Raw genomic sequence first — 16,935 nt, 5'->3', positions numbered from 1 at the left:
CGATCCGCCGACGCCGCCGATCCCGCCGCCACCGGACCCGGGCCCGTCACCTGATCCGATGCCACCGACCCCGGTGTGAGCCGGCCACATTCAGTCGCGCAACGCCTGCTCGCGCACCCAGTCCAGGGTGCGCGACAGGATGCGGGATACGTGCATCTGGGAGACGCCGAGCTGTTCGGCGATCTGATTCTGGGTCATCGATTCGAAAAACCGCATGCGCAGCACCTGCTGCTCTCGTTCGGGTAGCTCGGCGATATACGGCTGAACCGCAAGATAGTCCTCGACGTATTGGTAGGACGGCTCCTCCACGCCGAGCGATTCGGTGAGCGGCAGCGGCGCGTTTTCGGAATCATCGCCGCCGGTCACCGTGTCGATCGAGGAGCTCTGGTAGGCGTTGCCCGCGATCAAGGCCTGCGTCACCTCGACCAGGTCGACGCCGAGTTCCTCGGCCAGTTCTCTGGCCCGCGGCATCCGGCCCAATCGCTGCGAGAGTTTGTCGGTGGCGGGTCCGATGGTGAGCTGAATCTCCTTGACCCGCCGCGGAACTCGCACCGACCAGGTGTTGTCGCGGAAGTACCGGCGGACCTCGCCCATGATCGTCGGGACAGCGAAGGACAGGAACGACGATCCACGCGCGGGATCGAACCGGTCGATCGCATGCAGCAGGCCCACCCGCGCCACCTGCAGCAGGTCTTCGAACATTTCGCCGCGCCCGGCGAACTTGCGCGCGATGTGTTCGGCCAGCGGCAGGCAGCGGTCGATGATCTCCTCGCGCATCCGGTCGTGGCGAGGATCGTCACCGGGGATTGCGGCGAGTTTGTCCAGCAGCGGCTCGATGTGGTCGTAGCTGTCCTCGCCGGAATGGCGGCGGGCCTGACGAGGCCGCTGCCGCTCAGCCGCCATCGGAGCCCCCGCGCACCCACGTGAAGCGCGCCGTGGTGGGGTATCCGCCTGCGTTCTGGTCGAAGGGATGTTGCTCGGTGCTGATCGACTCGGTCAGGGTGCGCACGATGTGCCAGCCGAAGCTGTGCCGTTCGCCCACCGCTTCGGTGGCCGCCACCGACGTCACCGCGACGGTCATCCGATTTTCGCCATAGCTGAAATCGCAGGTGAGTTCCGAGCCGGGGACGGCGTCCAGAATCAGCGAGGTCGCCACCTCGTCGAGCGCGAGGCGGATGTCGGTGACCTCGTCCAGGGCGAAGTCCGCGATCAACGAGACGGTTTCGGTCAGGGCGCGCAACATCAGCAGCTGGCCCAGTTCCGCGGGCACACGCACACCCACCGTCGTCGTGGGGTCCGCGGTTATGCGGGAAACATGCTCGGTCATGCGCACCACCTTGTCCGCCCTGATCGGGTGTCATCTGCTCGCTTACCCGGCATCATCCGCGCGAAACGCGCGGCGCGGACTATCCGGGGATGCGTTGATGCACGGTGAGCAGCAGATGATCGAACTCCGAACGCAGCCGCGTCGGCGCGTTGCGCAGCGTGGGCAGCTCGGCGATCAATTGCGCGGCCAGCGCCCGCACCTTGACGTTGGTTTCCTGCGAACGCCAGGTCAGTACCCGGAACGCCTGGTCGGCGCTGATGCCGTACACCAGCATCAGCACGCCTTTGGCCTGCTCGATGATCGCGCGCGCGGACAGCAGTTCCGGCAGCGCGTCGTCCAGTGTTTCCCTGCGCTGTTCCTCGAGGGTCTCGGTGACGTCGATGTAGTAGCCGGCCGTGCCGACTACTCCGCCGCCGTCGTCGGTCATGGTGTCGGCGACGACGATCACATGGTGGGTGCGGCCCTCGATATCGATGATGCGGTGCTTGCTACAGAACGGTTCCCCGTCGGTGAGGGCGTGGTCGAGCAGGTCGGCCACGTAGCCGCGGTCGTCGGGGTGTTTGTGGTCGAGCAGCAGCTCGGTCGTCGGGGTCACAGCACCCGGCTCGTAGCCGTGCATCCGAGCCACCTCGTCGGACCATTCCCAGCGTTGCTCGTCGAACCAGAACCGGAAACCGCCGACGTCTTCGACGCAGCTGGTTTCGGCGAGATGTTCGAACGCCTCGGTGTCATCGGTGCCGATTCCGCTCGCGGAGACCGATCCATTGTCCGTCACCGCTCGATTATCGACTGTGGAGTCCACACATGCCATCAATTCGGCGGGCGAGGATGCCGCCGCAGGTCGGCGGTGGTGGTGGGATCGCACAGGTCAGCCGCCGAGCGCTGCCTGCATGGTGGGGTAATAGCGGAACAGGGGGCGGACTCCGGTCACCTCGAGCACTCGCTCGACTTCCTTGCGGCCGCACACCAGGCGCAGGTCGAGCCCACGCGCGGCCGCATCGGACTTCGCGCAGACCAGCAACGCGGCCGACCGGATGCTCATGAAGCCGGCGGCCCGTAGATCGAGAACGACGATCGAGCGGTCGGTGTGCATGCACCTGCACAGCAGGTCGTAGAAGTCGTCGTAGAGTGCGGCATCGAGTTCGCCTTCCACCCGGGCGACGGCGCAACCGCGGCGAATACCATCTTGCTGGGTCAACCGCCGGATATCGCGACCGTGCTGGGGCCTGGCCAGCCGGTGTAGTTCTTCGGCGTGTTGATGTTCGGTCACCAACGACATCGAATCCTCCTGTTGGACAGGGGCTTCCGATTCGTCTCCGTACCCGCGAGCGGGGACGGAGCGACGGCCGAAATGGCGAGCTCGACGACGGAGAGACAACCACCGCTACCGAACTACGAACATTCTGGCCGTGGAACCGGGGTCGGCTGGAGTCTCAACCTGGACCCCATTCTGGCATGCGAACCTGCCCCTGTCACCCGATCAGGCGGGAACTCGATCCGTGACGCGCTGCCAGAGGCGATGCCCGGCCAGCGCCTCGGCGAAGGCGGCGACGAATCCGTCCGGGATGCTCGCGCCCTCGGCCGCGGCGACCACCACACCGTCCACGGCGAAGTCGGTCTCACCGGGGTTCAACTCACCGGGCAGGCCGGCGGCCCGCAGCACCTGCGTGCCCGCGCCGACCGCACCGACCGGTTTGGCGTGCTTGAACGCCTCCAGCACGAAGTGCACCGCCGGGCCGGATTCGGCGAGCGTCCCCGCGGAGTCACCCCCACCGGCGACGATCACACCGTCGTAGAGCACCGAGGCCATCGTCGGAAGGGCGCGATCCACCAGCACCGGATCGCCGGAGCCGTCGGCCCGCAGCCGCCCGCCGTGCGGGGCCAGCACTTCGGCCGTCGCGCCCCGTTCGGCCAGCGCGGATCGGAGGATGTCGATGCCGGTCGAGTCGGCGCCGTCGGCGGCCAGGATCGCGATCTTGCGGGTGGCGATGGTGTCGGGTGCGAGGTTCAACTGCGACAGGGCAGGTGAGACCTGCACGTCGTCGACGCTTTCGCCGTCGGGGATCGGCAGCCCGAGTTCGACCGCGACCCGGCTCGCCAAACCGGGATCGATGCGCACCAGGTGGTCGAGCACCCGGGAGCGGATCTCCACTCGCCGGACCTTGCCGAGTTCGAAGCCGAAGGCCGCCACGATGTGCTCGGCCTCCGGCGGCGACATGCTGCGCCAGAACATCCGCGGCTGCCGGTAGTACTCCTTGAAGCTTTCCGCACGGATCCGCTGGGTCTCACCGTCGACCCGGCGGGTGTAGTGCCGGAAGACGTCGGCATCGGCCAGCGCCGGGCAGCCGCCGCCGATGGTGTTCTTGGTGTAGAACGCTTCCCCGCGCGGTACCGCGTGCTGGCCGTACCCGTCCTGCTGATGGTTGCGCACATCGGCCAGCGGGCGGTTGACCGGCAGTTGCGCGAAGTTCGGGCCGCCGAGCCGGATCAGCTGGGTGTCCAGGTAGGAGAAGTTGCGCATCTGCAACAGCGGGTCGTTGGTGAAATCGATGCCGGGCACCAGATTGGCGGTGTGGAAGGCGACCTGCTCGGTTTCGGCGAAGAAGTTGTCGGGGTTGCGGTTGAGCACCATCTCCCCCACCGGGCGCACCGGGACCTGCTCCTCCGGGATGATCTTGGTGGAGTCGAGCAGATCGAAGTCGAAATCGAACTCCTTGTCCTCTGGCACCAACTGCACACCCAGTTCCCAGCTGGGGAAATCGCCGGCCTCGATGGCGTCCCACAGGTCGCGCCGGTTGAAGTCGGGGTCGCGGCCCGCGACCTGCTGGCATTCATCCCACAGCAGCGAATGCACGCCGAGGCGCGGCTTCCAATGGAACTTCACGAACGTGCCCTTCCCCTCCGCGTTCACGAAACGGAAGGTGTGCACGCCGAAGCCCTGCATCATCCGGTAGCTGCGCGGCAGCGCCCGGTCCGACATCAGCCACATGATCGCGTGCAACGACTCGGGCTGTTCGGCGACGAAATCCCACAGGGTGTCGTGTGCGGACTGCGCCTGCGGAATCTCGTTGTGCGGCTCGGGTTTCACCGCGTGCACGAAGTCGGGGAACTTGATGCCGTCCTGGATGAAGAACACCGGGAAGTTGTTGCCGACCAGGTCGTAGTTGCCCTGCTCGGTATAGAACTTGGTGGCGAAACCACGCACGTCGCGCACCGTGTCGGCCGAGCCACGCGAGCCTGCGACGGTGGAGAACCGCACGAACACCGGCGTACGCACCTGAGGTTCGGTGAGGAATTTCGCGACCGTGTAATCGGCGAGCCAGCTGTCATAGGGCCGGAAGAAGCCGTAGGCGCCTGCGCCGCGGGCGTGCACCACCCGCTCGGGGATGCGTTCGTGATCGAAATGGGTGACCTTTTCCCTGGCGTGGAAATCGTCGAGCAGAGTGGGGCCGCGCTCACCGGCCGCGAGCGCGTCGTCGGTGTGGTCCACGCGCACGCCCTGCTGGGTGGTCAGGTAGCCGCGGTCACGGTCCTGTCTGACCGGCTGCAACTGTTCGCTCTTGGCGTCCTCGATCGGTGACGTCTCGGTCGGCTGTTCGGTGCGTTCGTCCACGGTGGGCCCTCCAGGCTGGTCGAGGCAAACCCTGTCGTGGGGCGGCTTCCCCCGTGAACGCGCACTAAACCGCCGCACGATTCGAAAAACCTGTCCGCAGACGACAGCGGTTGCCGGGCACAGTGCCACGGCAACCGCTGTTCGTTACCACCGATTCGGATCGGACGGCTTACTCGCCTTGATGCGAACGCTGTCGCGCCTCGTCGAGATCGGCTTCACGACGCTGCTTTTCGGCTTCGGCCTCCTTCTTGGCGGCCTCGCGCTGAGAATCGGCCTTCTCTTGCTGCGCCCGGCCTTCATCGCGCAGCTCATCGTTGCCGAGTACCGTCCCTGCGGCCTCCTTGGCCTTGCCTTTGACACCTTCGACGACGCCTTCAACGCCCTCGCGGGGACCGCTGTTGGACTCCGACACGATTGTCACCTCCGTGTGATCGGTTCCTGCTGGACAGTCGCCGCATACCCGGTATGAGCGGGCTCAATCCGAGGGTGTCCGCCATCACGGCCCCGGTGTTTGTTCTGCCGGGCGCCGGGTAGCGCCTCGGTGACGGCGAAATGCGCCGTCGAGGTCATCACCGATGACGATCACAACCGCCCAGGAGGTGCGGAAAACAATGGCCATCGAACAGGAAACCGGGCACATCACCGGAACAAAGGACAAGGACTACAACCTCATCTGGTTCGCCGAGGCGTCGATGAGCAACGCGCTGCGGATGGAGGTCTACAGCCAGGACGCCGAACGCGCCGGCGACACCGAGCTGGCCGAATTCTTCCGTCGCGCCCAGGGCGAGAGCCGTAAGGGCGCCGAGCAGGCCAAGGCTCTGCTCGCCAAGCGTTTGAGTTGATCACCATGGCGATCTGCGATACCTGCGGCAACGACTACGACAAGAGCTTCACGGTCAGTCGGGACGGGCAGTCGTGGACGTTCGACAGTTTCGAATGCGCCGCGAGCCGGCTGGCACCCGCCTGCGCGCACTGCGGGTGCCGAGTGCTCGGGCACGGCGTCGAGGCCGGCCAGCAGGTCTACTGCTGTGCGCATTGCGCCCGCCGGGCCGGCCACGACGCGCTCGTCGATCACGTGTAATGCCGGTGGCCGGTCAGCGTCGTGAGACGACGCGGATGGTGCACAGCGACTGGTCGGCGGCATCGGGGACGTTCATTCCGGCCGCCACCCCGGAACGGAGATAGTCCACCACCGCGTCGTCGATCAGTTCGCCCGGTACCACCACCGGAATGCCCGGTGGGTACGGGGTGAGCTGCTCGGCGGCGATCCGGCCTGCCGCCTCGTCGGCGGGCACCGATTCCTGCGGGCCGAAGAACGCATCGCGCGGCAACATGACCGTGTCGAGCTGGATCTCCGATGGTGACGGCAGCCGGATCGGCGGCGCCGCGTCGGCCGGATCGAGCTGCTCACGCCAGGCCCGTATCCCCTCCACCAGTGCGTCGATGCTGGTGTCGTCATCGGCCATGGACAGTGTCGCCAGGATTCTGCGGTGATCGCTGAGACCGAGGTCGAGCAGGCGATGTTCGCGCAGCCAGTCCGCGGCCTGATACCCCGTGGCGCCGGTGTTCTCGATGTCCATCAGCACCTGCAACCGGTCCAGATCATGGGAGGCCTGATGGCCGAGCAGCACGTCGTCGAGCACCTCGATACCGGGGATCCGATCCAGTTCGCGGCGCGCGCGTTCGGCGACTCGCAGTGCGGCGCCGAGCAATTCGTGGCCCTCCTGCACCATCTGCCTGCGCCAGCCGTCCAGTGCCGAATAGATCAGCACGTTGGGGCTCGTGGTCATCAGCAGGTCCGCGCAGGCACTCAGCAGCGAACGGTCGATGAGATCGCCTTGCACGTGGAACACCGAGCCCTGTTCGAAGCCCATGCCCATCTTGTGCACGCTCACCACGCAGACGTCGGCGCCCACGTCCATCGCCCAGGTCGGCAGGTCGGGATGGAAGGGCAGGTGCGCGCCCCACGCCTCGTCCACGATCAGCGGCTTGCCCCGTTCGTGACAGACCTCGACGATGCCGGCCAGATCGGCGCAGGTGCCGTACGGGCTCGGGCTGACGACGAGCGCGCCCGCCGCGTCGGGATGGCGTTCCCAAGCCTCACGCACCTGCTGCGGGGACGGCGGATGCGACATATGCCGTTCGGCATCCCAGCGGGGCGTGATCCAGCGTGGTTGCACCCCGGAGAACACCAGCCCGGCCACGATCGACTTGTGGCTGTCCCTGGCGACCAGCAGCCCGCCGTCTTTGCCGCCGGCCACCGCCATCATCGCCGCCTTCACCGACAGCGAACTGCCGCAGGTGGAGAAGAAGGTCGTCTCGGCGCCGACCGCGTCGGCCATCAGCGCTTCGGCATCGGCCAGATATCCCCCGCGCATCAGCCGATCGTCGAGGCCCGGCCCGGCGAGCACGTCGGAGCGGAAGGCGTCGATACCGATGGTCTCGGCGACCCTCTTGTCGATACCGCGCCCCTGCCGGTGGCCGGGCGGTGTGTACCCGTATCTGCCCGCGCGCCGGTACTCGGCCAGCGCATCGAGCAAAGGTGCTCGTGCATGATCCATGTTGGCTGGCCTACCCGATCGGCCGGGAATTATGTCGGCGCGGGCCGCGAGGGAGGCGAGTAACCTACGAGAATGGACGCGGCCTCATCGACAGTCGGCGTTGAAGAGGAATTTCTCCTGGCGGATCCGGACAGCGGCGCACCGGCGGCGAAAAACGTCGAGGTGGCCCAGTCCGCGAAGGACATCGGTATCGATCTGCAACTGGAACTGACCCGCTGCCAAGTGGAGACGTGCACCGGCGTGCACACCCACACCGGAGAATTGCTCGCCGAATTGCGTACGCTGCGCGGCGGGGTGGCCGCCTGTGCCCGCGAACACGACACCCGCCTGCTCGCGGTCGCGATTCCGCCGACGGTCCCCGAGGCATTCCCGGTCACCGACACCCCGCGCTACCAGCGGATCGCCCGCAATTTCGGGATGCTCGCCCATGAACAGGGCCTGTGCGGCTGCCATATCCACGTCGGGATTCCCGATCGGGAAACGGCCATCCAGGTCAGCAATTTCCTGCGGCCGTCGCTGCCGATCTTCCTGGCGCTCACCGCCAATTCCTCGATCTATCGCGGCTCCGATACCGGCTACGCCAGTTGGCGCAGCGTGCTGTGGCGGCGCTGGCCCAGCGCCGGGCCGCCGCCGTATTTCGCCGATGCCGACGGCTACGACGCGATGGTTGACATGATGTTGTCCAGCGGCAGCATTCTGGACAAGAAAATGGTCTATTGGGATATCCGGCCCTCGATCACCTTTCCCACCGTCGAGGTACGGGTCAGCGATGTGCCGGCGACGGTAACCGAGACGGCCATGCTCGCCACCCTGGTACGGGCCACCGTGATGACCGCTCGCGCCGACCTCGACCGCGGCCGTACCGCGCCGATGGTGTCGGCGGAGGTGCTGCGAGCCGCGTACTGGAAGGCCGCTCGCTCGGGGCTCGACGGCGACGGCGTCGACCCGATCGACTGCCGGGTGGCGCCCATGCGCACGCTGCTCGGTGAGCTGCTCGATCGGATCGACCCAGCGCTGACGGCACTGGGCGCCGGCGACTTCGTCCACGAGACGATCGGGGTGGTGCTCGAGCGCGGGAACGGGGCACACCGTCAGCGCGAGGCCTTCCACGCGCGCGGCGAGATCACCGATGTCCTCACGGTATTACAGGACGCCACGCTCGAAGGGTGCGTGTCGGCGTAGCCGGATGGCAGCGCATCGGTCGGCGCCGGCGAGCGTATTCCCTGAGTTCAGTGCAGGATTCGCCGCGCACGCTCCCGCGCGTCATGCGGGTCGGTCGCGTCGAGCACGGCGGCGGCCGCGGCCTCGCACTCGGCCAGTGTGACCGCCGACAGCTGGGCCCCGACACCGGCGACCGCGGGCGCGGCCGCGGACAGCGAGGTGACACCGAGCCCGGCCAGCACGCACGCCAGCAGCGGGTCGGCGGCGGCTTCACCACACACGCCCACCGGTTTCCCCGCCTGGCTGCCCGCGGCGGCGGTCCGGGCGACCAGGGCCAGCACGGCCGGCTGCCAGGGATCGGTGAGCGCCGCGAGATCCGGCGACATCCGGTCGGCGGCCATCGTGTACTGCGCGAGATCATTGGTGCCGATCGACACGAAATCGACCTCGGCCAGGATGGCCTCGGCCAGCAGCGCCGCGGCGGGCACCTCGATCATCACCCCGGCGATCAACCCCCGGTCGCGGACCTTGCTCGCGAACGCGCGCGCTTCACCGACGGTGGCGATCATCGGGGCCATCACCATGGGTGGCGTGGCGCGGCCGGTGGCCGCGGCGGCGATGGCGTCGAGCTGACGGTCCAGGATGCCGCTGTCGCGGGCGGCGATGCGGATTCCGCGCACACCCAGCGCCGGGTTGGCTTCCTCGGGGTGATCGGCGAAACGCAGGGGCTTATCGGAGCCTGCGTCCAGGGTTCGGATCACCACTTTCGCGGCGGGATAGGCGTCGAGCACCTCGCGGTAGATTCCGGCCTGCTCCTGCACGGATGGTTCGGAATCGCGGTCGAGGAAACACAATTCGGTGCGGAACAGGCCGATGCCCTCGGCCGGCGTCTCGGTCGCCGCCCGCGCGCCTGCGCCGTCCTGGACGTTGGCGAGAATGTCCACGCGGTGGCCGTCGCTGGTGGCGCCGGGACCGGTCCAGCGCGCGTTTCTGGTGGCCGTCGTGCGGTAGTCGGCGACAGCGGCCAGCGCGCGAGCCGGCTCCGGGTCGACGGTGACGGTGCCCGCCGCGCCGTCGATCAGCAGCTCGGTGCCGGCTTCGACCTCGTCCAGGCCGGTCACCGCGACCACGCAGGGGATACCGAGCTGACGGGCGATGATCGCGGTGTGGCTGGTCGCGCCGCCGAGCGAGGTGGCAAGCCCGACGATGCTGGTGGGGTCCAAGCCCGCGGTATCGGCAGGCGCCAGGTCGCGCGCGATGAGGATGGACGGACGATCCGGTGTGGGGACGCCGGGCTCGGGCAGCCCGAGTATTTCGGCCACCACCCGATCGCACACATCGCGCAGATCGGTGACTCGTTCGGCCATCACCCCACCGACCTTGGTGAACATCGCCGCGAACTGTTCGGTGGCGGCGGCGGCCGCGGCAGGCGCGGCGACGCCGGTGGCGATCAGCTTCTCGGCCGCGCCGAGCCAACCGCGATCGGTGGCCATGGCGGCGTTCGCCGAGAGTACCTCGGCCGCGGCCCCGCTCGCCGCACTCGACCGGGCCCGCAGCCGCTGCGCGACCGTCTCCGCGGCCGAGTGCAGGGCGGTGATCTCCGATGCCCGATCGGACTCGGCGATCGTGTCCGATCGGGCATCCGTTGCCACCCGCGGATTGGGGCGAACCGCGGGCGCGGCCGCCACGCCAGGCACCGCCGGTGTTCCGCGCAGAACCGATTCAACGGCTTCTACCTGCTGCGATCGGGTCATTTGCGGTCTCCTTCGCACCGAAATCGGACTGTGGTGTTCATATCAGCCATCGAGTGGATGTGATCCAGACTACTCCAAACCATTGACAAAGCAACACACTCAGACGTAAAACAACATAAACCAACATTCGCAGGAGGATCGGGATGTACGCAGAGGAGCGGCAGCAGGCCATCGCCACCCTGGTGGGGCAGCGCGGTCGCGTTTCGGTGACCGATCTGTCCGAGCAGTACGGCGTCACCAGTGAAACCGTGCGGCGCGACCTCGCGGTGCTGGACCGGATGGGTCTGGTGCGCCGGGTGCACGGCGGCGCCGTCCCTGCCGCCGCCCTCACCGCGATCGAACTGGGCACCTCCGAACGCGAGACCACGCACACCGCCGAAAAGGAACGCATCGCCAAGGCCGCCGTGGAATTCCTGCCACCCACCGGCGGCAGTGTGCTCTTCGACGCGGGCACCACCACCGCACGAGTCGCGGCGCTGCTGCCTGCCGACCGCGAGCTGGTCGGGGTGACGAACTCGCTGCCGGTGGCGACCAGGCTCAGCGGCCATGCCTGCGTGCAGTTGCATCTGCTCGGCGGGCGGGTGCGTGGGGTCACCCAGGCCGCCGTCGGCGCGGAGACGCTGCGCGTGCTGGCCGGGATGCGGGTCGATACCGCATTCATCGGCACCAACGCGCTCACCCCGGCCCACGGTCTGTCCACCCCGGACGTCGACGAGGCGGCGGTCAAGCGGGCCATGGTGGCCAGTGCCCATCGCGTGGTGGTGGTCGCCGATTCGTCCAAGATCGGCCGCGAGGATTTCGTACGCTTCGCCGGCATCGACGAGATCGACGTGCTGGTCACCGATTCCGGTATTCCGGCCTCGGTGCGCAACGAACTCACCGGCAGCGGCATCGAGGTGGTGGCGGCGTGATCGTCACACTCACCGCGAATCCGAGTATCGACCGCACCGTCACCCTGGCCGAACCGCTGCTGCGCGGGGCGGTGCACCGGGCATGCGGCGTCGCCACCCATCCGGGCGGCAAGGGCGTCAACGTTTCCCGGGTGGTCGCCGCCGCTGGCGTGCCCACCGTCGCCGTCCTGCCCGGCAACGCCGACGATCCGCTGCTGCGCGCGCTCACCGAGGCCGGGATCGAGCATCGCAGCGTGCCGACCGCCGGTTCGGCGCGGATCAACCTCACCGTCGCCGAGGCCGACGGCACCACCACCAAGATCAACGAGCCCGGCCACCCACTGAGCACCGCCGCGCTGGACGCGCTGGCCGCGCTCCTGAGTGAGCTCGCGGCAGCAGCCGATTGGGTGGTGCTCTCGGGTTCGCTACCGCCTGCCGTACCCGCCGACTGGTACGTCGAGCTGATCCGCCGAATGCCCGGCACCCGGGTCGCCGTCGACACCTCCGACGCGCCACTGCTCGCCCTCGCGGACGGAACGTCGGTGGCGCCACAGCTGATCAAACCCAATACCGACGAACTCGCCCAGCTGACGGGCACTTCCGCCGGCACGCTGGAAGAACCCCTGGTGGCCGCGCGCGCCGCCGCCGGACTCCTCGACCGCGGCTTCGGCGCGGTGCTGGCGACGCTCGGCGCCGCGGGCGCGGTCCTGGTCACCGCCGACGGCGCCTGGCATGCCGCCGCACCCGCCATCCGTCCGCGCAGCACCGTCGGTGCAGGCGATTCCGCCCTCGCGGGCTACCTGCTCGCCGATCTGGCCGGCGCCGCACCCGCCGACCGGCTACGCCGCGCCGTCGCCTACGGCAGCGCGGCTACCGCACTGCCCGGCACCGGCCTGCCCGGTCCCCACCACACCGACCCCGACGCCGTGTCCGTCACGGCGCTGGACCTCCTCCCCCATTCCTGAAGGGCGCACCGCGATGGCCGATTCGATCATCACCCCGGAAACGATCACGCTCGACGCCGATCTCGGCGCCTCGAAACAGGATGTGATCGCCGCCCTCGCACAGCGGATCACCGATGCCGGACGCGCCGAGGACGCGGCCGCGCTCACCGCCGCGGCGCTGGCCAGGGAGGAGCAGTCGGCCACCGGGCTGCCGAACGGCCTCGCCATCCCGCACTGCCGGGCCGCCACCGTCCTGCGGCCCTCCCTCGGTTTCGCGCGCCTGGCACCGAAGGTCGATTTCGGCGCCCCCGACGGCCCCGCCGATCTCGTGTTCCTGATCGCGGCACCGGAGGGCGCGGGTGCCGAACATATGAAGCTGTTGTCGAGCCTGGCGCGAGCACTGGTGAAACCGGAGTTCGTCGGCAGTCTGCGCGCGGCGGACAGCGCTGATGCTGTTGTCGCACTGGTGGATTCGGTGCTCGCTCCGCCGACAGGCAGCACGGCCACCGACCCCGCAGGAGCGGCGGCCGGCGCAGGGGCCACCTCTTCGGTCGGCGCCGTAGCTCCGCCAGGATCGTCTGCGGGTAGCGGGACCGCCGGCGTCGACAACGGCGCAGCCACCGGCGCATCCGACAGCACGAATGCCACCGCGGCACCGGCGATTCCCACTGCCACCGAAGAAGTTCCGGCCGAACAGGCTGCTGGATCGGTCGGCGCCGCCACTCGCTCGATCGTCGCCGTCACCGCCTGCCCCACCGGCATCGCACACACCTACATGGCCGCCGACGCGCTGGTGGCCTCGGGTGAGCGGGCCGGGGTGCGGGTCCAGGTAGAAACCCAGGGGTCCAGCGGCACCACCCCGCTCTCGGCCGCCACCATCGCCGCCGCCGACGCCGTCATCCTGGCCACCGATGTCGGGGTGAAGGGCCGGGAGCGGTTCGCGGGCAAGCCCATTGTGGAATCCGGGGTGAAGCGAGCCATCAACGAGCCCGACGTGATGATCGCCGATGCGCTGCGCGTGGCCCGCGATCCCGCCGCGGCCGCCGCGACGACAACCGCGGCACCGGAACCCGAGCCCGCCGCACTGGGCTGGGGTACCCGGTTACGCCAGATCCTGCTCACCGGCGTCAGCTACATGATTCCGTTCGTCGCGGCGGGCGGGCTGCTGATCGCACTCGGTTTCCTGGTCGGCGGCTACGAGATCGCCGACAACGCGTCCTCGATCGTGCTGGACAATTCGCTCACCTCGCTACCGCCGGGCGGACTGGCCACCTATCTGGGTGCGGTGCTGTATCAGCTGGGTTCGCTCGCGTTCGGCTTCCTGGTACCTGCCCTGGCCGGCTACATCGCCTTCGCCATCGCCGACCGGCCCGGTCTGGCACCGGGTTTCACCGCGGGCGCGGTGGCACTCTTCGTCGGGGCGGGGTTCCTCGGCGGCCTGGTCGGTGGTCTGATCGCCGGGTTCGCGGCACTGTGGGTGAGCCGGATTCCGGTGCCGCAGTGGGCGCGTGGGTTGATGCCGGTGGTGATGATCCCGCTGTTCGCCTCGCTCATCGTCGGGCTGCTCATGCTCACCGTGCTCGGCAAACCGCTGGCGGTGGTGACCGAGAGCCTGACCGATTGGCTCAACGGACTGTCGGGGACCTCGGCCGTCGCGCTCGGCGTCATCCTCGGCCTGATGATGTGCTTCGACCTGGGCGGCCCGGTCAACAAGGCCGCGTACTCGTTCGCCGCGGCGGGCCTGTCGGTGACCGATCCGGCGACGCTGAAGATCATGGCCGCGGTCATGGCGGCGGGCATGGTGCCGCCGCTGGCCATGGCGCTGGCCTCGACCGTGCTGCGGCCGGGCCTGTTCACTCCCGCCGAACGCGAGAACGGCAAGGCCGCCTGGCTGCTGGGCGCCTCGTTCATCTCCGAAGGCGCCATCCCGTTCGCGGCCGCCGACCCACTGCGGGTGATCCCGTCGATGATGGCCGGCGGCGCGGTCACCGGGGCGCTGGTGATGGCGACCGGGGTGACGCTGAGCGCACCGCATGGCGGCATCTTCGTCTTCTTCGCCGTCGGGCAGATCGCCTGGTATCTGGTCGCCATCGCGGCCGGCACCGTCACCGCCTCGGTCTGCGTCACGGCCGCCAAGTCCTTCGGCCGGGCCCGGACGAGCACCGATACCGCACTCGTGGCCGCCTGAGCACCCGAAAGCCGCACCGCGCACCCCGTCCACGCTGCACACTCGTATCCACCCCACCAAGGAGAAGAAATGCCGAGTACCACCGTCACCGTCGGTTCCTCGATCGGCCTGCACGCCCGCCCCGCCGCGTTGATCGCCGAGGCCGTTGCCGCGGCAGGCGTCCCGGTCACCCTGGCCCTGCCCGGTGGTGAGCCCGTGGATGCGGGCTCGTCGCTGATGATCATGACCCTCGGCGCCACCTGCGGCACCGAGGTCGTGGTCAGCAGCGATGATCAGCCGACGCTGGACAAGATCGTCGGCATGGTCGCCAGCGATCTCGACGCTTGAGCCGGCAGCCTCGACCGAGCAATGGCGCGGCCCGTCCCGGTGCGGACGGGCCGCGGCACTACTTCCGTGGCCGCTTCTCGCGCACTCGCACCGAGATCCGCACCGGCGAACCGGCGAAACCGAACTCCTCACGCAGCCTGCGCTCCAGGAAGCGGCGGTAGCCCGCCTCCAGGAAGCCGGTGGTGAACAGCACGAACGTCGGCGGACGTGTGGTCGCCTGGGTGGCGAACAGGATGCGCGGCAGCCGCCCGCCGCGCATCGGCGGCGGCGTCGCGGCGACGACTTCCTTGAGCCAGTTGTTCAACCGGCCCGTCGGAATCCGCTTGTCCCAGGATTCCAGCGCCGTCTCCATCGCGGGCACCAGCTTCTGCACCGCGCGGCCGGTGTGCGCGGAGATATTGACCCGCTGCGCCCACGGCACCCGCACCAGCTCGCGGTCGATCTCCTTCTCCAACTGCAAGCGGCGGTCCTCGTCGACCAGATCCCACTTGTTGAACGCCAGCACCAGCGCGCGACCGGAATCGGCGACCAGGCTGATCACCCGCAGGTCCTGTTCGGTGATCGGCTGGGAGGCATCGATCAGCATGATCGCCACCTCGGAGGCCTCCAGCGCCGACTTGGTGCGCAGCGAGGCGTAGAACTCGGTACCGCTGGCGGTGGACACCTTGCGGCGCAAACCCGCGGTATCGACGAACTTCCAGATCTTGCCGCCCAATTCGACCAGGGTGTCGACCGGGTCGACGGTGGTTCCGGCGACGTCGTGCACCACCGACCGTTCGTCGCCTGCCAGCTTGTTCAGCAGGCTCGACTTGCCGACGTTCGGCTTGCCGACCAACGCCACGCGGCGCGGGCCGGTCCCGCCGGTGCCCTCACGCGGGGTTTCCGGCAGCACCTCGAGCACGTCGTCGAGCAGATCGCCGGTGCCGCGGCCATGGGCGGCCGACACCATGCGCGGCTCACCGAGTCCGAGCGACCACAGCGTGGCGGCATCGGCCTCCACCCGCTGATCGTCGACCTTGTTGGCGACCAGGATGACCGGCGTCTTGGACCGGCGCAGCACCTTCACCGCGGCCTCGTCGGTCGCGGTGGCGCCGACGGTGGCGTCGACGACGAGCAGGATCGCGTCGGCGGTGTTCATCGCCAATTCGGCCTGCCTGGCCACCGACTGCTGCAGCCCCTTGGCATCGGGTTCCCAGCCGCCGGTGTCCTGCACCAGGAATCGGCGCCCGGCCCAGTTCGCCTCGTAGGAGACGCGGTCGCGGGTCACGCCGGGAATGTCTTCCACCACGGCCTCTCGGCGGCCGAGGATCCGGTTGACCAGCGTCGACTTGCCGACGTTCGGCCGTCCGACGACGGCGAGTGTCGGCATCGCGATATGTTCGCCCGCCTCCAGGTCACCGTCGAGATCGGTGATCTCCCATTCGGATTCGTCGCTCCATACGCCGTCGCCGGCGAGCACGTCCTCGGTCATTTGGCCTCTCCCGTCGTGCGCACCGAAACCTGCTGCGCGACAACGCGGTACAGCTCGTCGATGACCTCGTCCATGCTCAGTTCGCTGGTGTCGACCAGCACCGCGTCCGCGGCCGGACGCAGCGGGGACACCTTGCGGGTGGAATCGAGGGTGTCGCGGCGCTGCACGTCGGCCAGCACCGCGGCGTAGTCGTCACCCCGGCCCTCGGCGATGTTCTGCTGATTGCGCCGCTGGGCCCGCGCCTCGGCGGAAGCGGTCAGATAGATCTTGGCGTCGGCGTCGGTCAGCACGACGGTGCCGATATCGCGGCCCTCGACCACGATCCGGCCGGCCGATACCGCGATCTCACGCTGCAGGGCGACCAGTGCCTCGCGCACCTCGGGCACCGCCGACACCGCCGACACCGCCTTGGTGACCGCGTCGCCGCGGATCTCCGCGGAGACGTCGGCGCCGTCGAGCTGGATCAGCTCATGGCTGGGGTCGGTGCCGATGGTCAGCGGCAGGTCCACCACCGCGGCCGCGATGGCGGCCGGATCGCCGAGGTCGACGCCCGCACGCAGCACGCGCAGCGTCGCCACCCGGTACATGGCGCCGGTGTCGAGATAGCGGGCGCCCAGACGTGCGGCGAGCCGGCGCGACACGCTGGACTTGCCGGTCCCCGACGGCCCGTCCATCGCCACCACCAGCGACGAGGACCCC

General features: G+C 68.9%; 17 protein-coding genes. 7 read left to right on the top strand and 10 right to left on the bottom strand.

Annotation, left to right across the window (positions count from 1 at the left end; all coding sequences use genetic code 11):
* Nucleotides 1–90: 90 nt before the first annotated feature.
* The 6 genes from GV790_RS09165 to mbp1 all read right to left on the bottom strand — a co-directional run bounded on the left by GV790_RS09165 (nucleotide 91) and on the right by mbp1 (nucleotide 5,352).
* Nucleotides 91–903, bottom strand: a complete 813-nt coding sequence (locus GV790_RS09165; RefSeq protein ID WP_163812573.1) for an RNA polymerase sigma factor SigF — start codon at nucleotides 901–903, stop codon at nucleotides 91–93.
* The gene (locus GV790_RS09160; protein WP_163812571.1) at nucleotides 893–1,327 is read right to left on the bottom strand and encodes an anti-sigma factor; all 435 of its coding nucleotides are present in this window, start codon (nucleotides 1,325–1,327) and stop codon (nucleotides 893–895) included. Before GV790_RS09160 ends, GV790_RS09165 begins: the two co-directional genes overlap by 11 nt.
* A 79-nt stretch (nucleotides 1,328–1,406) precedes the next feature.
* The gene (locus tag GV790_RS09155; RefSeq protein WP_280213826.1) at nucleotides 1,407–2,102 is read right to left on the bottom strand and encodes a PAS and ANTAR domain-containing protein; all 696 of its coding nucleotides are present in this window, start codon (nucleotides 2,100–2,102) and stop codon (nucleotides 1,407–1,409) included.
* 93 nt (nucleotides 2,103–2,195) lie between these two features.
* A complete protein-coding gene (locus tag GV790_RS09150; protein ID WP_163812567.1) occupies nucleotides 2,196–2,606 on the bottom strand; it encodes an STAS domain-containing protein in 411 nt (136 codons plus the stop codon).
* 201 nt (nucleotides 2,607–2,807) lie between these two features.
* A complete protein-coding gene (locus GV790_RS09145) occupies nucleotides 2,808–4,901 on the bottom strand; it encodes a catalase (protein WP_163812924.1) in 2,094 nt (697 codons plus the stop codon).
* A 208-nt stretch (nucleotides 4,902–5,109) separates the two neighbouring features.
* Entirely contained in the window at nucleotides 5,110–5,352 is a 243-nt protein-coding gene (mbp1, locus tag GV790_RS09140; RefSeq protein WP_163812565.1) for a microaggregate-binding protein 1, read from the bottom strand.
* A gap of 199 nt (nucleotides 5,353–5,551) precedes the next feature.
* On the opposite strand from mbp1, the gene GV790_RS09135 reads away from it, so the two are divergent.
* Entirely contained in the window at nucleotides 5,552–5,782 is a 231-nt protein-coding gene (locus GV790_RS09135) for a hypothetical protein (protein ID WP_163812922.1), read from the top strand.
* A 5-nt stretch (nucleotides 5,783–5,787) separates the two neighbouring features.
* Complete coding sequence (locus GV790_RS09130; RefSeq protein ID WP_163812563.1) at nucleotides 5,788–6,021, top strand: hypothetical protein; 234 nt, start codon at nucleotides 5,788–5,790, stop codon at nucleotides 6,019–6,021.
* A 13-nt stretch (nucleotides 6,022–6,034) separates the two neighbouring features.
* Here the strand turns inward: GV790_RS09130 and GV790_RS09125 are convergent, their stop codons facing one another.
* Nucleotides 6,035–7,501: an aminotransferase class I/II-fold pyridoxal phosphate-dependent enzyme gene (locus GV790_RS09125; RefSeq protein ID WP_163812561.1), complete on the bottom strand. Its 1,467-nt coding sequence runs from the start codon at nucleotides 7,499–7,501 to the stop codon at nucleotides 6,035–6,037.
* A 72-nt stretch (nucleotides 7,502–7,573) separates the two neighbouring features.
* Here GV790_RS09125 and GV790_RS09120 point away from each other — a divergent pair, with 72 nt between their 5' ends.
* Nucleotides 7,574–8,683 carry a glutamate--cysteine ligase 2 gene (locus GV790_RS09120; protein ID WP_163812559.1) on the top strand — a complete coding sequence of 370 codons (1,110 nt, stop codon included), beginning with the start codon at nucleotides 7,574–7,576 and terminating at the stop codon, nucleotides 8,681–8,683.
* Nucleotides 8,684–8,730: 47 nt separating this feature from the next.
* Here GV790_RS09120 and ptsP read toward each other — a convergent pair whose 3' ends face one another.
* Nucleotides 8,731–10,416: a phosphoenolpyruvate--protein phosphotransferase gene (ptsP, locus tag GV790_RS09115; RefSeq protein ID WP_163812557.1), complete on the bottom strand. Its 1,686-nt coding sequence runs from the start codon at nucleotides 10,414–10,416 to the stop codon at nucleotides 8,731–8,733.
* 143 nt (nucleotides 10,417–10,559) lie between these two features.
* Between ptsP and GV790_RS09110 the strand changes: the two genes are divergently transcribed.
* From GV790_RS09110 to GV790_RS09095, 4 genes are all read left to right on the top strand, one after another.
* Entirely contained in the window at nucleotides 10,560–11,327 is a 768-nt protein-coding gene (locus tag GV790_RS09110; protein WP_163812555.1) for a DeoR/GlpR family DNA-binding transcription regulator, read from the top strand.
* A complete protein-coding gene (locus tag GV790_RS09105; protein ID WP_163812553.1) occupies nucleotides 11,324–12,271 on the top strand; it encodes a 1-phosphofructokinase family hexose kinase in 948 nt (315 codons plus the stop codon). Before GV790_RS09110 ends, GV790_RS09105 begins: the two co-directional genes overlap by 4 nt.
* A gap of 13 nt (nucleotides 12,272–12,284) precedes the next feature.
* A complete protein-coding gene (locus tag GV790_RS09100; protein ID WP_163812551.1) occupies nucleotides 12,285–14,438 on the top strand; it encodes a PTS fructose transporter subunit IIABC in 2,154 nt (717 codons plus the stop codon).
* A 69-nt stretch (nucleotides 14,439–14,507) separates the two neighbouring features.
* Complete coding sequence (locus GV790_RS09095) at nucleotides 14,508–14,765, top strand: HPr family phosphocarrier protein (RefSeq protein WP_163812549.1); 258 nt, start codon at nucleotides 14,508–14,510, stop codon at nucleotides 14,763–14,765.
* A 58-nt stretch (nucleotides 14,766–14,823) separates the two neighbouring features.
* On the opposite strand, the gene der is transcribed toward GV790_RS09095, so the two are convergent.
* Complete coding sequence (gene der, locus GV790_RS09090) at nucleotides 14,824–16,236, bottom strand: ribosome biogenesis GTPase Der (protein WP_163812547.1); 1,413 nt, start codon at nucleotides 16,234–16,236, stop codon at nucleotides 14,824–14,826.
* Nucleotides 16,233–16,910, bottom strand: a complete 678-nt coding sequence (gene cmk / locus GV790_RS09085; RefSeq protein ID WP_163812920.1) for a (d)CMP kinase — start codon at nucleotides 16,908–16,910, stop codon at nucleotides 16,233–16,235. Before cmk ends, der begins: the two co-directional genes overlap by 4 nt.
* Between the last annotated feature and the right edge of the window lie 25 nt (nucleotides 16,911–16,935).

The sequence above is a fragment of the Nocardia cyriacigeorgica genome (assembly GCF_010858045.1).
Lineage (GTDB): Bacteria > Actinomycetota > Actinomycetes > Mycobacteriales > Mycobacteriaceae > Nocardia > Nocardia cyriacigeorgica_E.
Note: the sequence above shows the minus strand (reverse complement) of the source record. Positions and strands in the feature narration are given on the sequence as shown.